Genomic DNA, 18,598 nt, shown 5'->3' with positions numbered 1-18,598 from the left:
GTGGAAAAGGTGAAAATGGCGATCTTCTCTCCCTTCTTGCGATGGTCGCTCGCGGCCTGCACGCTAGCCGGCGCGAGCGCGGTGCCGGCGCAGGCGCCGTCGCTGGCGATGCTCGACCGGCTCGAAAAGGGCAGCTGGCAGCTGCGCGAGCGCGGCAAGGACGGCGTGCTGCAGACGATCTGCGTCGGCGATGCGCGCAAGTTGATCCAAGTCTATCATCCGCGTGCGAGCTGTTCACGCTATGTCATTGAAGACACGCCGAATGCGGTGACCGTCCATTACACCTGTCCCGGCGCCGGCCATGGCCGCACCAGCATCCGCAGCGAGACGAACCGCCTCGTGCAGATCGACACGCAGGGCATAGCCGAGGGCAAACCTTTCTCGCAGGCGATCGAAGCGCGGCGCACCGGCGGCTGCTGAAGCGAACGATATGTTAACCATCAGGTGCTAGAGGGGAGGCGCGGCATACCGTTGTGTGCCCATTCTCCCTAACGGCTGTCATGCCGAACTGGGCCGTGCGGCGATCGCCTCGCGGCCCGTTTCTTTGATGCGGTGCGGCCCTTGCGCCCCCGGCAACGCGGGCCTATCTGGCGCCGATGCAGCAAGTTTCCGGAAAAACGGTGATCGTCCTCCTGTCGGGCGGGCTCGACTCGATGGTCTGTGCGGGCCTCGCGCGCGAGGCAGGCGCGCGCATCGTCGCGCTGACGGTCGATTATAACCAGCGCCACCGCGTCGAGCTGGAATCGGCGGCGCGGATCGCCGACTATGTCGGCGCGGCCGAACATATCGTCCTGCCGCTCGACCTGCGCCGCTTCGGCGGCTCGGCGCTGACCGCCGATATCGATGTGCCGAAGGACGGCGTACCCGAGGTTGAAGGCGGCGGCGACGTTCCGATCACCTATGTGCCCGCGCGCAACCTGATCTTCCTGTCGCTGACGCTCGGCCTCGCCGAGGCACGGCAGGCGCAGGACATTGTCATCGGGGTCAACGCGCTCGACTATTCGGGCTATCCTGACTGCCGTCCCGAATTTATCCAGGGCTTCGAAAAGCTTGCGGCGCTGGCGACGCGCGATGGCGACAAGGGCGTCGATTTCCACATCCACGCGCCGCTGCAGCATATGACCAAGGCCGATATCGCCGCCGAGGCGGCGCGGCTGGGGATGGACGCGGGGATGAGCTGGTCGTGCTACGATCCGACGCCCGAGGGGTTGCATTGCGGCTCGTGTGACAGCTGCCGCTTGCGGTCGAAGGGCTTTGCCGACGCGGGACTCGCCGACCCTACGCGCTACGCCTGAGCCGATGGCCTACGCCGTCAAAGAGATTTTCCTCACCCTGCAGGGCGAGGGCGCACAGGCGGGGCGGCGTGCGGTCTTCTGCCGCTTTGCCGGTTGTAACCTGTGGACGGGGCGCGAAAAGGATCGCGCCAAGGCGATCTGCCAGTTCTGCGACACCGATTTTGTCGGCACCGACGGGACCCTCGGCGGCAAATATCGCCACGCCGATGCGCTAGCCGATGTGATCGCCGAAAGCTGGGGGCAGGGGCGCGACGACCGCTATGTCGTGCTGACCGGCGGCGAACCGATGTTGCAGGTCGACGACGCGCTGATCGATGCGCTCCACGCGCGCGGTTTCACGATCGCGATCGAAAGCAACGGCACCCTTCCGGTCCCGCGCAGCATCGACTGGATCTGCGTCAGCCCGAAGGCGGGCAGCGATTTGGTGCAGTTGAGCGGCGACGAACTGAAACTCGTCTGGCCGCAGCCGGGCAGCGATGTCGCGCGGCTCGCGTCGCTCGATTTCAAGCATCTGCTCGTCCAGCCGCTCGACGATCCGCATGCCGCCGCCAATGTGCAGGCGTGCATCGATCTGGTGATGGACGATCCGCGCTGGCGCCTGTCGCTCCAGACGCACAAGAATCTGGGGCTGCGCTAGCTTATTCGCCCTTCTTGGCGGCGGAATCGGCGGTGATCGCCTTTTTTGCGACCGGCATGTCGACCGCTTCGGGGTTGTTATCCCCTTCGCTTTCCGGCGCGGCCTCGTCTGCGGCGTTCGTTTCGTCGGGCTTGGCGGCTTCTTTCTTCGTGCCGTCGTCGGGAACGCTGTTGTCGACCGCCGTGCCGTCGCTCGCGGCATCGTCGAGGATGATCATCGAATCGCTCACCGACCCCGGCTGGACCTCGACCGCGTCGAGCTTGGTCGTCGATTTACCGGCGGTGTCGCCGCCGCCGCAGGCGGCGAGGGCGAGCAGGGAGAGCGATGCGAGAAGGGTGCGGGTCATGCGGCGTTCCTAGTCTTTCGGCGAAAGCTTGTCGAGAAAGGCCGGAAGCGCCCGGGCCAGCGCCGCGTCGACTTCGGCGAACGATGCCAGGTGCCCCAATGCGGCGAGGCTGGTGACGGGGAATTCGGCGATGCCGCACGGCACGATGCCGCCGAAATGCGCAAGATCGGGCGCGACGTTCAGCGAAAAGCCGTGCATCGTCACCCAGCGTTTCACGCGCACGCCGATCGCGCCGATCTTTGCCTCGCGCCCGTCGGGTGCGTCGGTCCAGATGCCGATGCGCCCCTCGGCACGGCGCGCCTCAACCCCGAGCAGCGCGAGCGCGTCGATCACCCAGCCTTCGAGCGCGGATACATAGGCGCGCACGTCGCGCCCGCGCCGCGTCAGGTCGAGCTGGACATAGCCGACGCGCTGGCCCGGGCCGTGATAGGTGTAACGCCCGCCGCGGCCCGCGTCATAGACCGGAAAACGCGGATCGAGCAGTTCGGCGGGATCGGCGCTCGTCCCCGCCGTGTAGAGCGGCGGATGTTCGAGCAGCCATATGCGCTCGCCCGCGTCGTCGGCATGGATCGCGGCCGCGCGTGCCTCCATGTCGGCGAGCGCGATGTCATAGGCGGTCAGGCCCGGCGAAAGGGCCCATTCGGGTAAGGGGAGCAGGCTCATGCGCTAGCTATCTGGCCCGCCGCCGCTGCCGGTGCAAGGGGTTCGCAGACGATTGGCGAGAGGGCTGGACATCGGCGCCGAAGATCGTCACTTTCCACCGACCGGGGAACCAGAAAATGACGGGGTATCAATGACAAAATTCGACATGGGTGCGGCATGGGACGACAGTATAGTCCTGCTGCGATCACACTTGCCCCTGACCGCTACGATCGCTGCGGTGTTCATTTTCCTGCCGAACCTCGTGCTCAGCTGGTTCGGCCCCGTCCCGATCGAGCCTGCGGCGGGCGCCTCGATGGAACAGGTCATGGCCGTTTTTCGCCAGTCGATGGCCGAGATATTGCCCTATCAACTGCTGATCAGCGTGATCGGCGCCATCGGCGGCGTCGGCGTGCTGCGCCTGTGGCTGTCGCGGACCGGCACGAGTGTCGGCGATGCGCTTATGTTCGCGCTCCGGATGATTCCGACGATGGTCGCGGTACAGATCATCCTGTTCGTCGCGCTCGCGCTGGCCGTTTTCCTGCTGCTTCTGCCCGGCATCGCCATCGGCGGCGGGGGCGGGATAGCGCTGGTGGCTCTCGGGTTGCTGGGTTTTGTTGGCCTCGCGGCTTATTTTTGGGGCCGTCTTTCAGTTATTTCGCCGATCATCGCCGACCGGACGGTCTATAATCCGCTTGCCGCCATTCAGGAGAGTTTTGTGCTCACCAAGGGGAATGGTTGGCGGATTTTCCTGTTCATGTTCCTCGTCGTCCTCGTATTCCTGATCGCGGCGCTGTTCATTGGCGGCATGGTCGGTGTGGTCGCGGGATGGGCCGGGGGCGCCGGCCGTATGGTGACGGGGCTGGTCGAGGCGGTGGTCGCGGGCATCGGCGGGCTGGTCTCGGTTGCCGTATCGGCTGCGGCTTATCGACAACTCGCGCTTCGGACTTCGTCCGACGTGTTCAAGTGACAGGGCCATCAACGAAAAGAAACGTGTCGCAACCAGGGTGAAGCCATCTGGCTCAGCCCGTCTCGAATGAAACTTGGGAGAGAGTGGTTCATAAAAGCAGGGGAAGTGACATGACAAAGATGAGTATCGGTGCGGCCTTCTCGGAAACCTTCGCGTTTCTGAAGGCGAATTGGCAGCAAATGCTGTTGTGGGTGGGTGGCGCGTTGGTCGTCGTCGGCTTGCTCGGTTACCTGTTCCTCGGATCGACCTTCTCGGCGATGGCGCTGGCGCCCAACGATCCGTCGCTGGTGATGGGCGCAATCGGCAAGATTTTCCTGTTTGCGCTGATTGCCGCGGTCATCCTTTACGGCGTGTCGATGCTGATCTGGCGCGGCGGGCTGCATCCCGGCGAAGCGCCCAATTTTGCATGGGCGTTCCAGGCCGGCCCGGCCTTCGCTTTCGGCATGTTCGTCGTCATGTTGGCGGCATATATCCTCATCTTCATCGTCATGTTCATCCTGACGCTGATCTTCGGCGCCGCGCTGGGCGGGATGGGCGCTTTGTCTCCCTCCGCGCTGGAATCGGGCGCCGCTGGTGCCGTGGGCGGCGGAGCGATCTTCCTGATGATCATCCTCTATATCGCGGTGATCGTGTTCATGCTGTGGGTGCAGGCGCGCTTCTCGGTCGCCGGTCCGGTGATGGCCGACCGCCTGACGCGCAATCCGGTGACGGGCCTTGGCGAATCGTGGCGGCTGACCGGGGCGTCGCAGTGGTCGATCGTCGGCTTCTACCTGCTCTTCACGATCGGCATCTTCATCTATGCGCTGATCGCGGGCATGATCTTCGGCGGTATCCTCGGCGCCATCGCGGGCGGCTCGGTCGTCGGCGCAATCCTGACGATGATTGTCATGGCGGCGGCGGTCTATCTGCCGATGATCATGATATCCTTCTCGATGCCGATCGGCATCTATCGCGCGCTTGCACCGCGTGCATCGGGTGACGTTTTCGCCTGATCGCCGGTCAAAGAAGCAAGGGGGCGCCTCCGGTAACGGGGGCGCCCTTCCTGTTTCAGCTCCACTTTGCGAGCGGGGGCAGGCTCATCAGGATCGCGTCGATATTGCCGCCGGTCTTCAGCCCGAACAGCGTGCCGCGATCGTAGACGAGGTTGAATTCGGCATAGCGCCCACGCCAGATCAGCTGTGCGTCGCGCTCGCCTTCGGTGAAGGGCAGGCCCATCCGCCGCCGCACGATCTGCGGGAAGATGTCGAGGAATGCCTCGCCTACCTCCCGTGTCAGCTGGAAATTGCGGTCGAATTCGGCGTCGTCGCCGCATTCGAGATGGTCGTAAAAGATGCCGCCGACGCCGCGATGGACGCCGCGATGCGGGATGTAGAAATAATCCTCGGCCCATTTGGCATAGCGTTCATAGACGTCGGGGCCGAAAGGCGCGCACGCCGCGCGCAGCCGCGCGTGAAAGGCGTCGGTGTCTTCCTGGTAGGGAATCGGCGGGTTGAGGTCGGCGCCGCCGCCGAACCAGCGCTTCGTCGTCGCGAGGAAGCGCGTGTTCATATGCACCGCGGGCACATGCGGATTCGCCATATGCGCGACGAGGCTGATCCCGGTCGCAAAGAAACTCGGGTCTTCGCCCGCGCCGTGGATCGATGCGGCGAAATCGGGGGCGAACTGCCCGCCGACGGTCGAGACATTGACCCCGACCTTTTCGAATACCCGGCCTGTCATCACGCCGCGTACACCGCCGCCGCCTTCGCCAGGCGCCAAGCCGTCGGCTTCGCGGTCCCACGGCGTATAAGCGAAGCGCGCGTCGCTGCCCGCCTCGGCTTCGATCTTCTCGAATTCTGCGCAGATGCGGTCGCGGAGCGATTCGAACCAGTCGCGTGCCGCCTGTTGCTGGGGATCGAGCGAGATCATGCCGGAAAGCCTTTCGTTTGCCTGAGCGCCTCGGCGAGCGCGATGCCAGCCGCGACCGCGACATTCAAGGAGCGAAAGCCCGCCTGCATCGGAATCGCGACCCGCGCCGCTGCGGCGTCATGAACATGTGGCGGTACGCCCGAAGATTCGGCGCCAAGCAGCAACACGTCGTCCGCCTCGAACGCAAAGGCGGGCAGGGGCGTCGCGCCCGCCGTCGTCAGCAGCACGATGCGCCGCCGGGCTTCGACACTCCATTGGTGGAAGCTGCCCCAGTCGGAATGGCGACGCACATTTGCCCTTACGGCATAGTCCATTCCCGCACGTTTCAGCGCGCTGTCGGAGAAGGGGAAGCCGCACGGCTCGATGATATGCGCGGCAACGCCGAAACAGGCGGCGGTGCGCAATGTCGTTCCGACATTGCCCGCGATATCCGGCTGAAACAGGGCGATTTCCATAAATGGCCCATAGCTGCCGCCGCCGGAGGAATCGAGAGGTCTCGGCCCGGCGCCTTCATACAGTAACAGAAGCGGAAATTGCCTGTTGGCAAGCCCGGACAGTGCGGCTATCAGGCCCGCAATTCCCGGAGGGGCCGCCGGGTTGTGCGCTTTCGTGCGCGTGCAACAGGGGCGGCCATTCTTCGAGAACTTTTGTTAGTTCACCCATGCAAGGGCAGTCGAATGGCCAGTGAATCTGAACTCAACGCCGGTATCGAAGATGGCGTACGCCGCCGGGATTTCATCAATATTGCGGCAGTGAGTTTCGCTGGTGTCGGTTCGGTTGCGGTGGTCCTGCCGCTGCTCAACCAGATGAACCCGTCGGCCGACGTGCTCGCGCTGTCGACCACCGAAATCGACATTTCGGCGATCCAGCCCGGTCAGGCGATCAAGACCAGCTGGCGCAAGCAGCCGGTGTTCGTGCGCAACCTTGTCGCCAAGGAAATCGCCGAAGCCAAGGCGGTGCCGATGGGCGACCTGCGCGATCCCGAAACGATCGACCAGCGCACCAAGCCCGGCAAGGAAAACTGGCTGATCACGCTCGGCGTCTGCACCCACCTCGGCTGCGTGCCGCTCGGTGCTGCGGAGGGCGAGAACAAGGGCGATTTCGGCGGTTATTTCTGCCCGTGCCACGGTTCGCACTACGACACCGCAGCGCGCATCCGTAAGGGCCCGGCACCCAAGAATCTGGTTGTGCCGCCCTATGAATTCAACAGCGACACCGTCGTGACGATCGGCTGAGGAGCGAGATAAGATGAGCTTTCCCTGGGCCAAACCCTATGAGCCGACGCATCCGCTGATGAAGTGGATGGACGAGAAGCTGCCGATTCCGCGCCTCGTCTATAATGCCACGGGCCCCGGCTATCCGGTCCCGCGCAACCTCAACTATTTCTGGAACTTCGGCGTCCTCGCCGGCGCCGCGCTGATGATCCAGATCATCACCGGTATCGTTCTGGCGATGCACTATGCCGCGAACGCGAGCGTCGCGTTCAATTCGGTCGAGCATATCATGCGCGACGTGAACGCCGGCTGGTTCATCCGCTACGCGCATATGAACGGCGCGAGCATGTTCTTCATCGTCGTCTATCTGCATATCTTCCGCGGCCTTTATTATGGTTCGTACAAGGCGCCGCGCGAAATGGTGTGGCTGCTCGGCGTCGTGATCTTCCTCCTCATGATGGCGACCGCCTTCATGGGCTACGTTCTCCCGTGGGGCCAGATGAGTTTCTGGGGCGCGCAGGTGATCACGGGCTTCTTCTCGGCGATACCGATCGTCGGCGAGCCGGTGCGCGAATGGCTGCTCGGCGGCTTCGTCCCCGACAACGCGACGCTCAACCGATTCTTCTCGCTGCACTATCTGCTGCCGTTCGTGATCCTGGGTGTCATCATCCTGCACATCTGGGCGCTGCACATCCCGGGTTCGTCGAACCCGACCGGCATCGAGGTGAAGGACGAACAGGACACTGTCCCGTTCCACCCCTATTACACCGCGAAGGACGGCTTCGGGGTCGGCGTCTTCCTGCTGATCTTCGTCGCGCTGACCTTCTTCAGCCCGAACACGCTCGGTCACGCGGACAACTATATCCCGGCGAACTCGCTTTCGACCCCGGCGCATATCGTTCCCGAATGGTACTTCCTGCCCTTCTACGCGATCCTGAAGGCCTTCACCTTCAACTTCCTGTGGATCGACGCGAAGCTGTGGGGCGTCATCGCGATGTTCGCATCGATCGCGCTGCTGTTCTTCCTGCCCTGGCTCGACAGCTCGCCGATCAAGTCGTCGAACTATCGTCCGCTGTACCGGATCTTCTTCTGGATCCTCGTCGCCGACGTCCTGCTTCTCGGCTGGTGCGGCATGCAGCCGGCGGAGCAGCCGTGGGTGATCCTCAGCCAGCTGGGTGCCATCTATTATTTCGCCCACTTCCTGGTGATCCTGCCGATCGTGTCGCGGATCGAACGCCCGCTTCCGATGCCGAATTCGATCACCGAAGCGGTCCTCGCCAAACATGCCACCGACGTGAAGTCGGTTTCGGCAACGGCCTGAGCGCCGGACTTTAATAGGAGCTGATACAGCCATGGTTCGTCCGCTCGGTTTTCTCGTCGGTCTCGGTTTCATTACCGCGCTGGTGCTCGCGATCTTCACGACGCCGCTCAAGAATGAACCCAATGTCGCGCACGAGTTTCACAAGCATCCCAAGCATCTGAAGCTCGCCAGCGACGGCGTCGTGCTGCCGCATTGGGACAAGGCCCAGTTGCAGCGCGGGATGCAGGTGTACAAGGAAGTCTGCTCGGCGTGTCACAGCCTGCACCTCGTCGCCTTCCGCGACATTGCAGACCTCGGCTACAGCGAAGGCCAGATCAAGACCTTCGCCAAGGGCTTCCAGGTTCCGTCGATCAACCCCGACACGGGTGAGCCGGCGACGCGCGACGGCCTGCCGTCGGATTATTTCCCGTCGCCCTATGCGAACGAAACGGCTGCTCGCGCCGCGAACAACAACGCGCTGCCGCCCGACCTGTCGCTGATCACCAAGGCGCGCGAAGGCGGCAAGGATTATATCTATTCGCTGCTGACCGGGTTCCAGAACCCGCCCGCGAACCTGCCAGCCGAACTCAAGCCGGGCACGGGGCTGCACTACAACCCCTATTTCGCGAACCTCAACCTCGCGATGGCTCCGCCGCTGGCACCTAATCAGGTGACCTATGCCGACGGCACCAAGGCAACCGTCGACCAGATGTCAAAGGACGTCACGGCGTTCCTCGTCTGGACCGCCGAGCCGAAGCTGATCAAGCGCATCCAGGTGGGTTATGCAGTCTTCTTCTTCCTGCTGATCTTCACCGTGCTGACCTATCTGTCGTACCGGAACATCTGGGCCGACAAGAAGCATTGATGAGCCGGGGAGGGCGAGTTTCATGATCGCCCTCCCGCCTCAGCCGGACCTCGACCTCGCGTCGCTCGTCCGCACCATCCCGGATTTTCCGAAGCCGGGCATCCAGTTTCGCGATATTACGACGCTGATCGGCGACGCCACGGGTTTCGCCGAGAGCGTCCGGCGCCTGAGCGCGCTCGCCGCCGTCCATCGGCCCGACTTCATCGTCGCAGTCGAGGCGCGCGGTTTTTTGTTCGGGGCAGCGATGGCCACCGCGATGGGGCTGGGCGTCGTTCCGGTGCGCAAGGCGGGCAAGCTCCCCGGCGTCACGATCGGCGTCGATTATGAACTCGAATATGGCGTCGACCGGCTCGAACTGCACGAAGGCGCGGTCCTGCCCGGTCACCGCGTCGTGCTCGTCGACGACCTGCTTGCGACCGGCGGGACGATCCTCGCGACCGCGGCGCTGATGCAGAGCGTCGGAGCAGAGGTTGCGGCCGCGCTGTTCGTTATCGACCTGCCCGACCTTGGCGGATCGCAGCGGCTGGAGGCCGCGGGCCTCCCCTGCGAAACGCTGATCGCCTTCGACGGCGACTAGGCGGCGTCCGTCGTCGCCAGAGCGACGGCTTCGATCTCGATCCGGAAACCGAAATGAAGCGGCCCGGTGGGCACCACGCTCCTCGACGGCCGTGTTACGCCGAAGAATTCGCCGTAGACCTCGTCGAGTTCATCCCAGTCGGCGATGTCACTGAGATAGACGGTCGTCTTGATCACCTGCGTCAGGTCGGCGCCCGCGTCCCGAAGCACGGATTTCAGATTGTGCAGGGTCTGCTCGACCTGTTCCTTGAAAGGCGCATCCGCCAACGAGGTGTCGCGGCCCGGCTTCAGGGGTAGCTGCCCGGACACGAAGATGAGGCCCCCGCCGACCGTGAAGGGCGAATAATGCGGGCCGTCAGCGGGCTGCGATGTCATGTCGTCGATCTTCCGATTTGGTTGCGCCCGCGTGATATCATCTGCCCAAAGAAAAAGCCCGCGCCGAAGCGCGGGCTATCGCCCCCGTGGCAAACGGGTTGTGTCTTAGAAGGGCACCCAGTTCTGCTTCTTGCGGAACTTCATATAGCCGACGTTCGCGCCAAGCCGTGCGCCGACGCCGACGCGGATCGGGATGAGCACTACGTCGCCGCGGCGCAGGTAGCTCGCGTTGAAGCCACCGATCAGATAGGCGGCGCCTTCGCCCGCGGGGTAGCGCTTGTAGAGATCTTCGCTGTCGAAGAGGTTGTAAACGAGGACAAAGGTGTTGCCGGCGTTGGCGCCCGCGTCGAAACCGACCGAGGGGCCGGTCCAGTAGGCGGGTAGTTCGCCCTCGATCTTGTGATGGAGCGTGCCCGAGCCATAGCGCACGCCGACCACCAGCGCGCCGCCGGCCTCGCGTCCCACGATATAGGCGTTGGGTTCGCCCTGCTTTTTCAGGATATCCTCGATCAGGCCGGCGAGGCCTTGCGCGCCCTTGCCGAACACGCCTTCGGCGGCGCCGATCAGGTCGTCCTTCTTGTAGGTCGATCCGGGCGCCGCGGCCACCGTCGTCGCCGAGACGTCCGCGGCGGCGGTGCTCCCGTCGGCAGGAACTCCGCTCGTCTGCTGGTCGCCGGTGGCGAGGTCGCTGTCGTACGAGGGTTCGCTCGTGGTGGTGCTCACCGGGGGCGGGGCGGGGTTGTCGATATCCGAATCGATGGCCGTATTGGGATCGACTTCGCGCATCTGCGCCGCCGCCGGCAGCGGTGAAAGCGCGAGGCCGAGCGACGCGATGGCCGCAAATGCCAGGCTGGTGAATGTCTTCCGCATATTGGACCCCCAAAAATCAAATGGCGCCGCGTAGGCGAAACCGGCGTTAATCATGACTCGCTTTCGGCGGCGGGCAATGAACGGGCGATGACTTGAGTCGAATTTAAGCCAGACCGAATCATCCGGGCGACGAAATGCCTGTCGAGACGTCAAAATAGGTCAATCTTTGCCGTTGCGGGGCGCGAAGTGCATGGCTATAGCGACCCGCCTAGGCCAAACTGCCGTTAGCGCGGCAGACCATGCGGAGACGTGGGTGAGTGGCTGAAACCAACGGTTTGCTAAACCGTCGTACTGGTAAATCCGGTACCGAGGGTTCGAATCCCTCCGTCTCCGCCACCTTTTCCTCATCATCGAAAACCGATCGAAGCCGTGCTTCGTCCGCGGGCGGCGACCTGTGCTTTATCCAGCCGAAAAGTGGGAATAATTATTGTAATTGCGAATCGTTCTCGATAATGCCCGCGCATCATTCCCAAACAGAATCTTTCGATGCACGCACCCACATCCCCGCGACCGGCGACCAAGAAGAGCCGGAAAGCCTTTTGGCTGAAACAGCTGCACATGTGGCACTGGATGAGTTCGGCCGTCAGCCTGATCGGGCTGCTCCTGTTCGCGATCACGGGCTTCACGCTTAATCACGCCGCCGATATCGAAGGATCGCCGGTCGTCACGCAGGGATCGGCGCAGATGCCGCCAGCGCTGCTGACGCGCTTGAAGGCGGCGGTCCCCGACGCCGAAAAGGCGCCACTGCCCGCCGATGTTGCAGCATGGGTCGAGGACAGCTTCCCGGTGAAGGCCTCGGCGGAGGCCGAATGGTCCGCCGACGAAGTCTATCTGCCCGCGCCGCGTCCCGGCGGCGACGCGTGGGTCGCGATCGACCTCACGACCGGCGCCGCGTCAAGCGAGGTGACCAGCCGCGGTTGGATCTCCTACCTCAACGACCTGCACAAGGGGCGCAATTCGGGCGGCGAGTGGAGCCTGTTCATCGACATCTTCTCTTTCGCCTGCCTCGTCTTCGCGATCACCGGCCTGTTCCTGCTCCAGCTCCATTCGGCGAAGCGCAAGAGCACCTGGCCGCTCGTCGGGCTGGGTCTCGCGATCCCCGCCGCCATCGCCGTCATCTTCATTCACTAGGGAGACCAGTCATGCAGCTTTCCACCCCCGCGCGCATCCTTGGCGGCACGATCGGCCTCGGCGCGGTCTTTGCTGCGCCGGCGTTCGCGGCCGATCCGGGAACGATGGATGTGACCATCAACATCCCGCGGCTGAAGGTCGCCGAATATCACAAGCCCTATGTCGCGATCTGGGTCGAGAAGGCCGGGGCCAAGGCAAAGACCGTCGCGGTCTGGTACGATTATGACATGAAGGCCAACGAAGGAACCAAGTGGCTTCGCGACGTGCGCCAGTGGTGGCGCGCCGCGGGCCGCTCGATGACTTTCCCCGCAAACGGCATCACGGGTGCGACGCGCGCACCGGGCGCGCACAAGGTTTCCTTCTCGCGCGCGCAGCTCGGCGCGACGGCTCCCGGCGCATACACGCTGGTGATCGAGGCGGCGCGCGAGGTTGGCGGCCGCGAGCTTCTGCGCATTCCGTTCACCTGGCCCGCAAAGGCCGGGGCGGGCGGGCGTGCCGCTGGAACGACTGAACTGGGCGCCGTTTCGGTCGCCTTCCGCTGAACTGGGAAAAGGACAGGATTATGAAAAAGCGAATTTGGGGTTTCGCCGCGACCGCTGCGCTTGCGGCACTGGTCGCCGTTCCGGCCTCCGCACACCGCCAGTGGATGATGCCGTCGTCGACCGTCCTGTCGGGCGACGACGTCTGGGTCACCGTCGACGCTGCGGTGTCGAACGACCTTTTCTATTTCGAGCACCAGCCGCTGCGCCTCGACGCGATGAAGGCGTGGGCACCCGATGGCACCGAAGCCGCGATCGAGAACAAGGCGACGGGCCGTTATCGCAGCACCTTCGACGTCCATCTGACGCAGAAAGGGACCTGGCGCATCGCATCGGTGTCCGACGGCGTGATGGGAAGCTATGACCTCGGCGGCAAGACCGAGCGCCTTCCGCGCGGCACGACGACCGCCAATCTCGCCGAGCGGATTCCCGCCGGTGCGACGAATGTGAAAACCGCCGAATCGAACAATCGCAACGAGATTTTCGTGACCGTCGGCGAGCCGACGACGACCTTGTTCAAACCGACGGGCAAGGGCATCGAACTGGTTCCGGTGACCCACCCGAACGACCTGATCGCCGGTGAGGCCGCAACCTTCCAGTTCCTGCTCGATGGCAAGCCTGCGGCGGGTCTCCCGGTGACGCTGATCCCCGGCGGCATCCGCTATCGCGATCAGCTCGGCCAGGTCGATCTCAAGACCGGTGCCGACGGCAAGGTCGAGATCAACTGGGCCGAACCCGGCCTCTATTGGCTGAACGTCACGACGCCGCAGGCCGAGCGTGCCGAGGGTGCGCCCGAACCCGCGACGCCACAGCGCCGCGCGAGCTATGTCACGACGCTGGAAGTGCTGGCGCCCTGACCGACCGTATCCTGATCCCCCGCGCGCTGACGCCCGCGGCATTTGCCGGGCGCGACGCGGGGGCGACGGTTCAAAGCTTCTCCGGCACCAGTATGGGGACCGACTGGTCGCTGCACGCCGTTTCGCCGCCTCCCGGTGCGGCCGAAGGCGTTCAGGCGGCGCTCGACCTCGTCGTGGCGCAGATGAGCCAGTGGGAGGTCGAGTCCGACCTGTCGCGCTTCAACCGCGGCGCGGCAGGGGCGTGGCACGAGATTCCCGCCGAATTCGCGCATGTCGTCGAGGCGGGGCTCCAGATCGCGCGTGCCAGCGACGGGGCGTTCGACCCCGGGCTCGGCCATCTGACCGAGGCATGGGGATTCGGCAGCGCGGGGCCGGTCGAGGCCGTTCCCGAACGGGCCGCGACACCCGATCGCACGATCGATTTCGACCCCGCGACGCGGCGTATCCGGCGCGGCGAGGGCGCCGCGCTTGACCTGTCGGGGATCGCCAAGGGCTATGGCGTCGACCTCGCCGCCGAATGGCTGCTCGCGAACGGCATCCGCCATTTCCTGCTCGAAGTCGGCGGTGAATTGCGCGGCGAGGGGATCCGCCCCGACGGACAGCCATGGTGGGTCGATGTCGAAATGCCGCCGACCTCCTCGATCGCGCCATGGCGTATCGCGCTGCACGACCTGTCAGTCGCGACCTCGGGCAATTATCGCCGCGGTTTCAGCGCCGGCGGGAGATATTATTCACACAGCTTCGACCCGAACACCGGGCGCCCGGTCGTCAACGGCGTTGCGTCGGTGACGGTGCTGCATCGCGACTGCATGATGGCGGACGGCTGGGCGACCGCATTGACCGTGCTCGGGCCCGATGCGGCGATCCTGCTTGCCGATACGCACGGCCTTGCAGCGTGCGTCGTCGCGGGTGACCGCGAACATGTCTCGCGCGCGTGGCGCGCCATGCTGGACTAGCGTGCCGGGTTTGATTGAATCAAAACCGGCACTCTGGATTCTAGTTTTACCGCGTTTTCCGAGTCGTCAGGTGTTCCCACCTGACTTGAAAACGCTCTAGCTGTCGGCCCAGCGGCGCAGCAAATTATGATAGACGCCGGTCAGGCGAACGACGGTGGCATCGCCCTGGCCGAGTGCCGCGGCCGCGCCCTGCACGCCCATGTCGAGGTCGAACAACAGGTTTCGCTGCCCCTGATCGCGGATCATCGACTGGATCCACATGAAGCTCGCTACGCGCGCACCCGACGTCACCGGCTCGACGCGGTGCACCGTGGTCGACGGATAGAGCACCATATGCCCCGCCGGCAGCTTGAGACCGGGGGCTTCGGTAAAACCTTCGACGACCAGCCCGCCGCCTTCATAGCTGTCCGGATCGGCGAGGAAGAGCGTCGCCGACAGGTCGCTCCGCATCCGGAAATCGCTGCCGCGACGCAGACGGATCGCATTGTCGATATGATCGCCGAAATTCTCGCCGCCCGAATAGCGGTTGAAATAGGGCGGGTAGATTTTGAGCGGCAGCGCGGCGGCGATGAACAGCGGGCTGCGGCCGAGTGCGTCGAGCACGAAGCGCCCCGCTTCGCCCGCAGCTTCGCCGAATTCGGGGAGCTGCTGGTTACGTTTGGCAAGCGCAGCTTGCGGACCCGACGTCTCATTGCCGTCGATCCACTCGGCCGCATCGAGGATGGCGCGGAGCCGGGCGACACCGTCGGCGTCGAGCAGGTCGGGAATGATGCGGATCATGGCACCGCTTCTAGGCCCAAAAGGGCGGGCACAGCAATCGCCGCGCCCGCCCGCCGGGATCAGAAATTATAGAAGAGGCTGAACACAGCCGAGCGTGCGTCGCCGGGGGTTGCCCAGCCGCCCGTGACGGCACCGGTCGTCGCGTTCACATTGTTGCGGACGCCGGTGTAATAATCCTCGTTCGTGACGTTCTGGACGTTGACCTGTGCGACGAGGCCGTTCTTGAAGTCATACGACACAAAGGCACGGTGGATCAGATAATCGTCGACCGAGAGCGGCGTACGCTGTGCCAGGTTGCGCTGGTGCGTCGTGAACTTGCCCTGATAGGTCAGGCCATATCCGACCTGCAGCCCGAACGGGAAGACATAGGTCGTGAACAGGCTGCCCGAATGCTTGGGCGTCTGGAACAGCCGGTCGCCGCGCTGCGGATCGGGAACGGCAACGCTGTTGCCGCAACCGGTGCTGCCCGGGTTGGCAAGACAGAAGTCCGAAACGCTCTGCTTCACCTTGCCGTCGAGGTAGGTGTAGTTCGCAAAGACAGCCCATTCGGGGGTGACATTGCCGCTTACGCCGATCGCGACGCCATCGACGCGCGAGCGGCCGTCGAGGATCTGCAACGAAGCGGGCTGCGCCGGGTCGTTCGAGGGCACGCGATAGTTGGTGCGCTCGTTGCGGAACACCGCGGCGGTGAGGAGCAGCTTCTTGTCCAGCAGTTCGGCCTTCGCGCCGAATTCGATGTTTCGCGCCTTTTCCGGAGCCGTCGCACAGGGATCGGCCGCGGTCGGGCTTGCCGGCAGGCCGCAGCCCGCACGGACGCTCGCCGAGGTCGGCGTCTTGGCGTTGCCATAGGCGGCGTAGAGGCTGACATTCTCGACCGGGTGGAACACCGCGCCGACGCGGTACGAGAAGAGATTCTCGTCGCTGACCTGATCGGCGCCGCGGGTATAGACTGCGCCCGTTGCCGGGGTGGTCACCGTATCAGCGCGGAAGACAGTACGCGCATTTTCATAGCGGACGCCGGCGTTGATCTCGAACATCGGCGAAATTTCGAGCGTGTCGAACGCATAGATCGCCCAGTTTCGCGTGTCGCCATAGCTGTTGCCGGTGCGGATATAATTGACCGGGCCGGTCCAGACGGTGTTCGGGTTCGACAGGCTGATCGGCGGCAGCACGGGATTGGGCGTCGCGCCGCCCGGATTGCGCAGCAGCTGTGCATTCTCGATCGAATAATCTTCCTGGCTGTACGACGCGCCGATGACCAGCGTGTTGAACAGGCCGCCCCGGGCGCCGCTGAGGATCGTCAGGTCGGTCTGGTTGTGCAGCAGGTCGTTGACCTGATCACGGACAAGGCCGCGCGGCCCCGAGGGGTAAAAGGTACCGGGGGTGTTTTGGCCCGCAGGGCAGGGAATGCCGACCGTCGAGGTCGCATTCGCGCCGATCGGCTGCAGTCCGTTGGCAAGGCAGAAGACACCCTGGGGAGCGCTCGTCTGGCTGTACTGATGGACACGCTGCCAGCGGGTGAGGTTGCGGACCGAAACGCTGTCGCTGAACGCATGGCGGAAGGTCGCGGTCAGACGATCGACCTTCGTCTTCTGTTCGTCGAGGTTGACGATACCGAAATAATCGCTGTCGTCGACGCCGGGAAGCGGGCCGTTGTTCACTCGTCCCAGAATATAGGGAACGCCATAGATCGGCGTATTGTCGTCGTCCTGATGGATATAGGCCAGCGTCAGGCTGGTGTCGCTGTCGACGCCGATCGTGATCGACGGCGCGACACCCCAGCGCTTGAACGATTCGACGTCGCGGCCCGGGACGTCATTCTCGTGGTACATCGCATTCAGGCGGACGGCGATCAGGTCATTGAGGCGCCAGTTGCTGTCGACCGCCGCGCGGTAATAATTGTCGGTGCCTACCGCCGCCTGAACCGTCGTCGCGTTCCGCGCGAAGGGAATCTTGCTGACGAGGTTGATGGTCCCGCCGACGCTGCCCGATCCGTTGAAGACGGAGTTTGCGCCGTTGTAGACCTCGATCTGCTGCAGGTTGAAGGGGTCGGTACGGCTGTATTGCGCGCTGTCGCGCACCCCGTCGACGGTCAGGTCGTTGTTTGCCGAATAGCCGCGAAGATTGATCGAGTCGCCATAACCGCCGCCGCCTTCGCCTGCACCGAAGGTGATGCCAGGGATTGTCGCGAGCGCATCGCGCAGGGTGAGCAGGTTTTGCTGGCGGAGCTGTTCCTGCGAGACCACGGTGATCGTTTGCGGCGTATCGACGATCGGGGCCGTCGATTTCGGCGACTCCACCTCGGTGGCAAGCGTGCCGCTGACGACGATGTCGTTGCGGCTGCCGGGCGCGTCCTGCGCGGCGTCGGCTTCGGCAGCGAAGGCCGGCGCGCTGATCAGGCTGCCCACGCAGGAGAGCGCGAGGAACGAGGCGGAGGTCGATGGCTTCACGGTAAACCCCTTGTTTTGTGATTGGTTCGGGGGCGCCGCTATTGAGAGTCGCTTGCAAAGTCAACACTAATGCGAATCGTTCGCGATATTGTCGCAATTGATACCATCGGAGAGCGGCCTAATGTCGCCGCTCGAGCCACCATGTTTGTCGCCAGCCATATTGGCTGGCGACAGGATCGCCCGCGGCGTTGGTCGCGGGCTTGAAGCGGAAGCGCTCCTCGATCAGGTCGCATGTCGTCCGGTCGAGCGAGGCATCGCCGCTCGATCGGGTGATGCGGCATCCGCTGACGCGGCCGCTTGCCTCGATGGTGAAGCGGACCTCGACTTCGCCCCCCGCCCTTGCGTGGCTGGCTTCGCGGGGATAGTCGCGGTCGCGGATCGTACCGCTGCGCCACACCGCCTTCGAACCGCCGCCGGTCCCGCTCCCCATGCCGCCGGCGCCTGTACCGTCACCACGCCCGCCCGCGCCCGATCCGGCGCCCGGGTTGGGGGCGGCGCCGGCCGACGCGTCGGTCCCGGTACCGGGGCGCGGAGCTGCTGCTACCGGCGGGGCAATCGGGGGCAGTTTCGGCGGAGGCGCGACGACCGGCGCGGCCTTGGCATGTTTGTTCGCCGCCGACGCCTTGCCGCTGGCTTTTTCGCTGGAGGCGTTCGACGGCACCACCTCCTCGCGTGGGGGTGGCGGTGCCGGGATGGCGATCGCGCCGATCGCTTCGCTGGCCTTGCGGACGACGTCGAGGTCGAGGCCGCTGGCGAGGCCCAGCCCGACCGCGACAACCGCGACCAGTACGCCGCCGCCCGACAGGGCCTTTTGTCGCCCCGAAATCTGCCCCGTATAGGCCATCGCGCCGCCTCTTATCGCGCGCAGTCGCGCGCAACCGACAGCCTGT

22 protein-coding genes and 1 tRNA gene are annotated in these 18,598 nt (G+C 64.5%); 14 read left to right on the top strand and 9 right to left on the bottom strand.

Annotated elements, in window-relative coordinates; genetic code table 11:
* Positions 1-15: 15 nt before the first annotated feature.
* From ACIPPQ_RS13730 to queE, 3 genes are all read left to right on the top strand, one after another.
* Positions 16-420 carry a hypothetical protein gene (locus ACIPPQ_RS13730; RefSeq protein ID WP_446544622.1) on the top strand — a complete coding sequence of 135 codons (405 nt, stop codon included), beginning with the start codon at positions 16-18 and terminating at the stop codon, positions 418-420.
* 176 nt (positions 421-596) lie between these two features.
* The gene (gene queC, locus ACIPPQ_RS13725; protein ID WP_327454207.1) at positions 597-1,295 is read left to right on the top strand and encodes a 7-cyano-7-deazaguanine synthase QueC; all 699 of its coding nucleotides are present in this window, start codon (positions 597-599) and stop codon (positions 1,293-1,295) included.
* A gap of 4 nt (positions 1,296-1,299) precedes the next feature.
* The gene (gene queE, locus ACIPPQ_RS13720) at positions 1,300-1,932 is read left to right on the top strand and encodes a 7-carboxy-7-deazaguanine synthase (RefSeq protein WP_446544621.1); all 633 of its coding nucleotides are present in this window, start codon (positions 1,300-1,302) and stop codon (positions 1,930-1,932) included.
* A gap of 1 nt (position 1,933) precedes the next feature.
* On the opposite strand, the gene ACIPPQ_RS13715 is transcribed toward queE, so the two are convergent.
* Both ACIPPQ_RS13715 and lipB read right to left on the bottom strand, forming a co-directional pair.
* A complete protein-coding gene (locus ACIPPQ_RS13715) occupies positions 1,934-2,278 on the bottom strand; it encodes a hypothetical protein (RefSeq protein WP_446544620.1) in 345 nt (114 codons plus the stop codon).
* A 9-nt stretch (positions 2,279-2,287) separates the two neighbouring features.
* Entirely contained in the window at positions 2,288-2,941 is a 654-nt protein-coding gene (gene lipB / locus ACIPPQ_RS13710) for a lipoyl(octanoyl) transferase LipB (protein WP_446544619.1), read from the bottom strand.
* A gap of 130 nt (positions 2,942-3,071) precedes the next feature.
* On the opposite strand from lipB, the gene ACIPPQ_RS13705 reads away from it, so the two are divergent.
* Positions 3,072-3,887, top strand: a complete 816-nt coding sequence (locus ACIPPQ_RS13705) for a hypothetical protein (RefSeq protein ID WP_446544618.1) — start codon at positions 3,072-3,074, stop codon at positions 3,885-3,887.
* A gap of 110 nt (positions 3,888-3,997) precedes the next feature.
* Entirely contained in the window at positions 3,998-4,879 is an 882-nt protein-coding gene (locus ACIPPQ_RS13700) for a hypothetical protein (protein ID WP_446544617.1), read from the top strand.
* A gap of 55 nt (positions 4,880-4,934) precedes the next feature.
* Here ACIPPQ_RS13700 and hemF read toward each other — a convergent pair whose 3' ends face one another.
* Entirely contained in the window at positions 4,935-5,795 is an 861-nt protein-coding gene (gene hemF, locus ACIPPQ_RS13695) for an oxygen-dependent coproporphyrinogen oxidase (RefSeq protein WP_446544616.1), read from the bottom strand.
* On the bottom strand, positions 5,792-6,250 hold the full coding sequence (locus ACIPPQ_RS13690; RefSeq protein WP_446544615.1) for a tRNA (cytidine(34)-2'-O)-methyltransferase: 459 nt from the start codon (positions 6,248-6,250) through the stop codon (positions 5,792-5,794). The genes hemF and ACIPPQ_RS13690 overlap by 4 nt, the downstream gene beginning before the upstream one ends.
* A gap of 222 nt (positions 6,251-6,472) precedes the next feature.
* On the opposite strand from ACIPPQ_RS13690, the gene petA reads away from it, so the two are divergent.
* The 4 genes from petA to ACIPPQ_RS13670 are packed head-to-tail and all read left to right on the top strand — an operon-like array spanning position 6,473 to position 9,751.
* Entirely contained in the window at positions 6,473-7,030 is a 558-nt protein-coding gene (gene petA, locus ACIPPQ_RS13685; RefSeq protein ID WP_327454191.1) for a ubiquinol-cytochrome c reductase iron-sulfur subunit, read from the top strand.
* Positions 7,031-7,043: 13 nt separating this feature from the next.
* Positions 7,044-8,330 (top strand): cytochrome b, encoded by a 1,287-nt coding sequence (locus ACIPPQ_RS13680; RefSeq protein WP_446544614.1) that lies wholly within the window; start codon positions 7,044-7,046, stop codon positions 8,328-8,330.
* Positions 8,331-8,361: 31 nt separating this feature from the next.
* Positions 8,362-9,174, top strand: coding sequence for a cytochrome c1 (locus ACIPPQ_RS13675; RefSeq protein ID WP_446544613.1), 813 nt, complete (start codon positions 8,362-8,364; stop codon positions 9,172-9,174).
* Between the two features lie 22 nt (positions 9,175-9,196).
* Positions 9,197-9,751: an adenine phosphoribosyltransferase gene (locus ACIPPQ_RS13670; RefSeq protein ID WP_446544612.1), complete on the top strand. Its 555-nt coding sequence runs from the start codon at positions 9,197-9,199 to the stop codon at positions 9,749-9,751.
* Here ACIPPQ_RS13670 and ACIPPQ_RS13665 read toward each other — a convergent pair.
* Both ACIPPQ_RS13665 and ACIPPQ_RS13660 read right to left on the bottom strand, forming a co-directional pair.
* Positions 9,748-10,125: a RidA family protein gene (locus ACIPPQ_RS13665; protein ID WP_446544611.1), complete on the bottom strand. Its 378-nt coding sequence runs from the start codon at positions 10,123-10,125 to the stop codon at positions 9,748-9,750. The two genes, ACIPPQ_RS13670 and ACIPPQ_RS13665, sit on opposite strands and share 4 nt — an antisense overlap.
* A gap of 105 nt (positions 10,126-10,230) precedes the next feature.
* Positions 10,231-10,995 (bottom strand): DUF1134 domain-containing protein, encoded by a 765-nt coding sequence (locus ACIPPQ_RS13660; RefSeq protein ID WP_446544610.1) that lies wholly within the window; start codon positions 10,993-10,995, stop codon positions 10,231-10,233.
* Between the two features lie 243 nt (positions 10,996-11,238).
* On the opposite strand from ACIPPQ_RS13660, the gene ACIPPQ_RS13655 reads away from it, so the two are divergent.
* From ACIPPQ_RS13655 to ACIPPQ_RS13635, 5 genes are all read left to right on the top strand, one after another.
* A tRNA-Ser gene (locus ACIPPQ_RS13655) sits at positions 11,239-11,331 on the top strand.
* Positions 11,332-11,481: 150 nt separating this feature from the next.
* Complete coding sequence (locus ACIPPQ_RS13650; protein WP_446544609.1) at positions 11,482-12,126, top strand: PepSY-associated TM helix domain-containing protein; 645 nt, start codon at positions 11,482-11,484, stop codon at positions 12,124-12,126.
* Positions 12,127-12,137: 11 nt separating this feature from the next.
* Positions 12,138-12,668, top strand: a complete 531-nt coding sequence (locus ACIPPQ_RS13645; protein WP_446544608.1) for a DUF2271 domain-containing protein — start codon at positions 12,138-12,140, stop codon at positions 12,666-12,668.
* A gap of 20 nt (positions 12,669-12,688) precedes the next feature.
* Entirely contained in the window at positions 12,689-13,522 is an 834-nt protein-coding gene (locus tag ACIPPQ_RS13640) for a DUF4198 domain-containing protein (RefSeq protein WP_446544607.1), read from the top strand.
* A 92-nt stretch (positions 13,523-13,614) separates the two neighbouring features.
* A complete protein-coding gene (locus ACIPPQ_RS13635; protein WP_446544606.1) occupies positions 13,615-14,478 on the top strand; it encodes an FAD:protein FMN transferase in 864 nt (287 codons plus the stop codon).
* A 96-nt stretch (positions 14,479-14,574) separates the two neighbouring features.
* Here the strand turns inward: ACIPPQ_RS13635 and ACIPPQ_RS13630 are convergent, their stop codons facing one another.
* The 3 genes from ACIPPQ_RS13630 to ACIPPQ_RS13620 all read right to left on the bottom strand — a co-directional run bounded on the left by ACIPPQ_RS13630 (position 14,575) and on the right by ACIPPQ_RS13620 (position 18,552).
* Positions 14,575-15,258 carry a Fe2+-dependent dioxygenase gene (locus ACIPPQ_RS13630; protein WP_446544605.1) on the bottom strand — a complete coding sequence of 228 codons (684 nt, stop codon included), beginning with the start codon at positions 15,256-15,258 and terminating at the stop codon, positions 14,575-14,577.
* Between the two features lie 59 nt (positions 15,259-15,317).
* The gene (locus tag ACIPPQ_RS13625; protein ID WP_446544604.1) at positions 15,318-17,708 is read right to left on the bottom strand and encodes a TonB-dependent receptor; all 2,391 of its coding nucleotides are present in this window, start codon (positions 17,706-17,708) and stop codon (positions 15,318-15,320) included.
* 118 nt (positions 17,709-17,826) lie between these two features.
* On the bottom strand, positions 17,827-18,552 hold the full coding sequence (locus ACIPPQ_RS13620; protein ID WP_446544603.1) for an energy transducer TonB: 726 nt from the start codon (positions 18,550-18,552) through the stop codon (positions 17,827-17,829).
* Between the last annotated feature and the right edge of the window lie 46 nt (positions 18,553-18,598).

It is taken from the genome of Sphingopyxis sp. LARHCG72, from assembly GCF_052871675.1.
This window is presented reverse-complemented; position numbering and strand designations above follow the sequence as displayed.

Excerpts from the sequence above, each read along its gene's own strand:
- ACIPPQ_RS13640 (WP_446544607.1), top strand. The coding sequence starts at position 12,689 with ATGAAAAAGCGAATTTGGGGTTTCGCCGCGACCGCTGCGCTTGCGGCA.
- ACIPPQ_RS13620 (WP_446544603.1), bottom strand. The coding sequence starts at position 18,552 with ATGGCCTATACGGGGCAGATTTCGGGGCGACAAAAGGCCCTGTCGGGC.
- ACIPPQ_RS13675 (WP_446544613.1), top strand. The coding sequence starts at position 8,362 with ATGGTTCGTCCGCTCGGTTTTCTCGTCGGTCTCGGTTTCATTACCGCG.
- ACIPPQ_RS13715 (WP_446544620.1), bottom strand. The coding sequence starts at position 2,278 with ATGACCCGCACCCTTCTCGCATCGCTCTCCCTGCTCGCCCTCGCCGCC.
- ACIPPQ_RS13635 (WP_446544606.1), top strand. The coding sequence starts at position 13,615 with ATGGGGACCGACTGGTCGCTGCACGCCGTTTCGCCGCCTCCCGGTGCG.
- ACIPPQ_RS13705 (WP_446544618.1), top strand. The coding sequence starts at position 3,072 with ATGACAAAATTCGACATGGGTGCGGCATGGGACGACAGTATAGTCCTG.
- queC (WP_327454207.1), top strand. The coding sequence starts at position 597 with ATGCAGCAAGTTTCCGGAAAAACGGTGATCGTCCTCCTGTCGGGCGGG.
- hemF (WP_446544616.1), bottom strand. The coding sequence starts at position 5,795 with ATGATCTCGCTCGATCCCCAGCAACAGGCGGCACGCGACTGGTTCGAA.
- ACIPPQ_RS13650 (WP_446544609.1), top strand. The coding sequence starts at position 11,482 with ATGCACGCACCCACATCCCCGCGACCGGCGACCAAGAAGAGCCGGAAA.
- petA (WP_327454191.1), top strand. The coding sequence starts at position 6,473 with ATGGCCAGTGAATCTGAACTCAACGCCGGTATCGAAGATGGCGTACGC.
- ACIPPQ_RS13660 (WP_446544610.1), bottom strand. The coding sequence starts at position 10,995 with ATGCGGAAGACATTCACCAGCCTGGCATTTGCGGCCATCGCGTCGCTC.
- lipB (WP_446544619.1), bottom strand. The coding sequence starts at position 2,941 with ATGAGCCTGCTCCCCTTACCCGAATGGGCCCTTTCGCCGGGCCTGACC.
- ACIPPQ_RS13670 (WP_446544612.1), top strand. The coding sequence starts at position 9,197 with ATGATCGCCCTCCCGCCTCAGCCGGACCTCGACCTCGCGTCGCTCGTC.
- ACIPPQ_RS13680 (WP_446544614.1), top strand. The coding sequence starts at position 7,044 with ATGAGCTTTCCCTGGGCCAAACCCTATGAGCCGACGCATCCGCTGATG.
- ACIPPQ_RS13700 (WP_446544617.1), top strand. The coding sequence starts at position 3,998 with ATGACAAAGATGAGTATCGGTGCGGCCTTCTCGGAAACCTTCGCGTTT.
- ACIPPQ_RS13645 (WP_446544608.1), top strand. The coding sequence starts at position 12,138 with ATGCAGCTTTCCACCCCCGCGCGCATCCTTGGCGGCACGATCGGCCTC.
- ACIPPQ_RS13730 (WP_446544622.1), top strand. The coding sequence starts at position 16 with ATGGCGATCTTCTCTCCCTTCTTGCGATGGTCGCTCGCGGCCTGCACG.
- queE (WP_446544621.1), top strand. The coding sequence starts at position 1,300 with ATGGCCTACGCCGTCAAAGAGATTTTCCTCACCCTGCAGGGCGAGGGC.
- ACIPPQ_RS13690 (WP_446544615.1), bottom strand. The coding sequence starts at position 6,250 with ATGGAAATCGCCCTGTTTCAGCCGGATATCGCGGGCAATGTCGGAACG.
- ACIPPQ_RS13665 (WP_446544611.1), bottom strand. The coding sequence starts at position 10,125 with ATGACATCGCAGCCCGCTGACGGCCCGCATTATTCGCCCTTCACGGTC.
- ACIPPQ_RS13630 (WP_446544605.1), bottom strand. The coding sequence starts at position 15,258 with ATGATCCGCATCATTCCCGACCTGCTCGACGCCGACGGTGTCGCCCGG.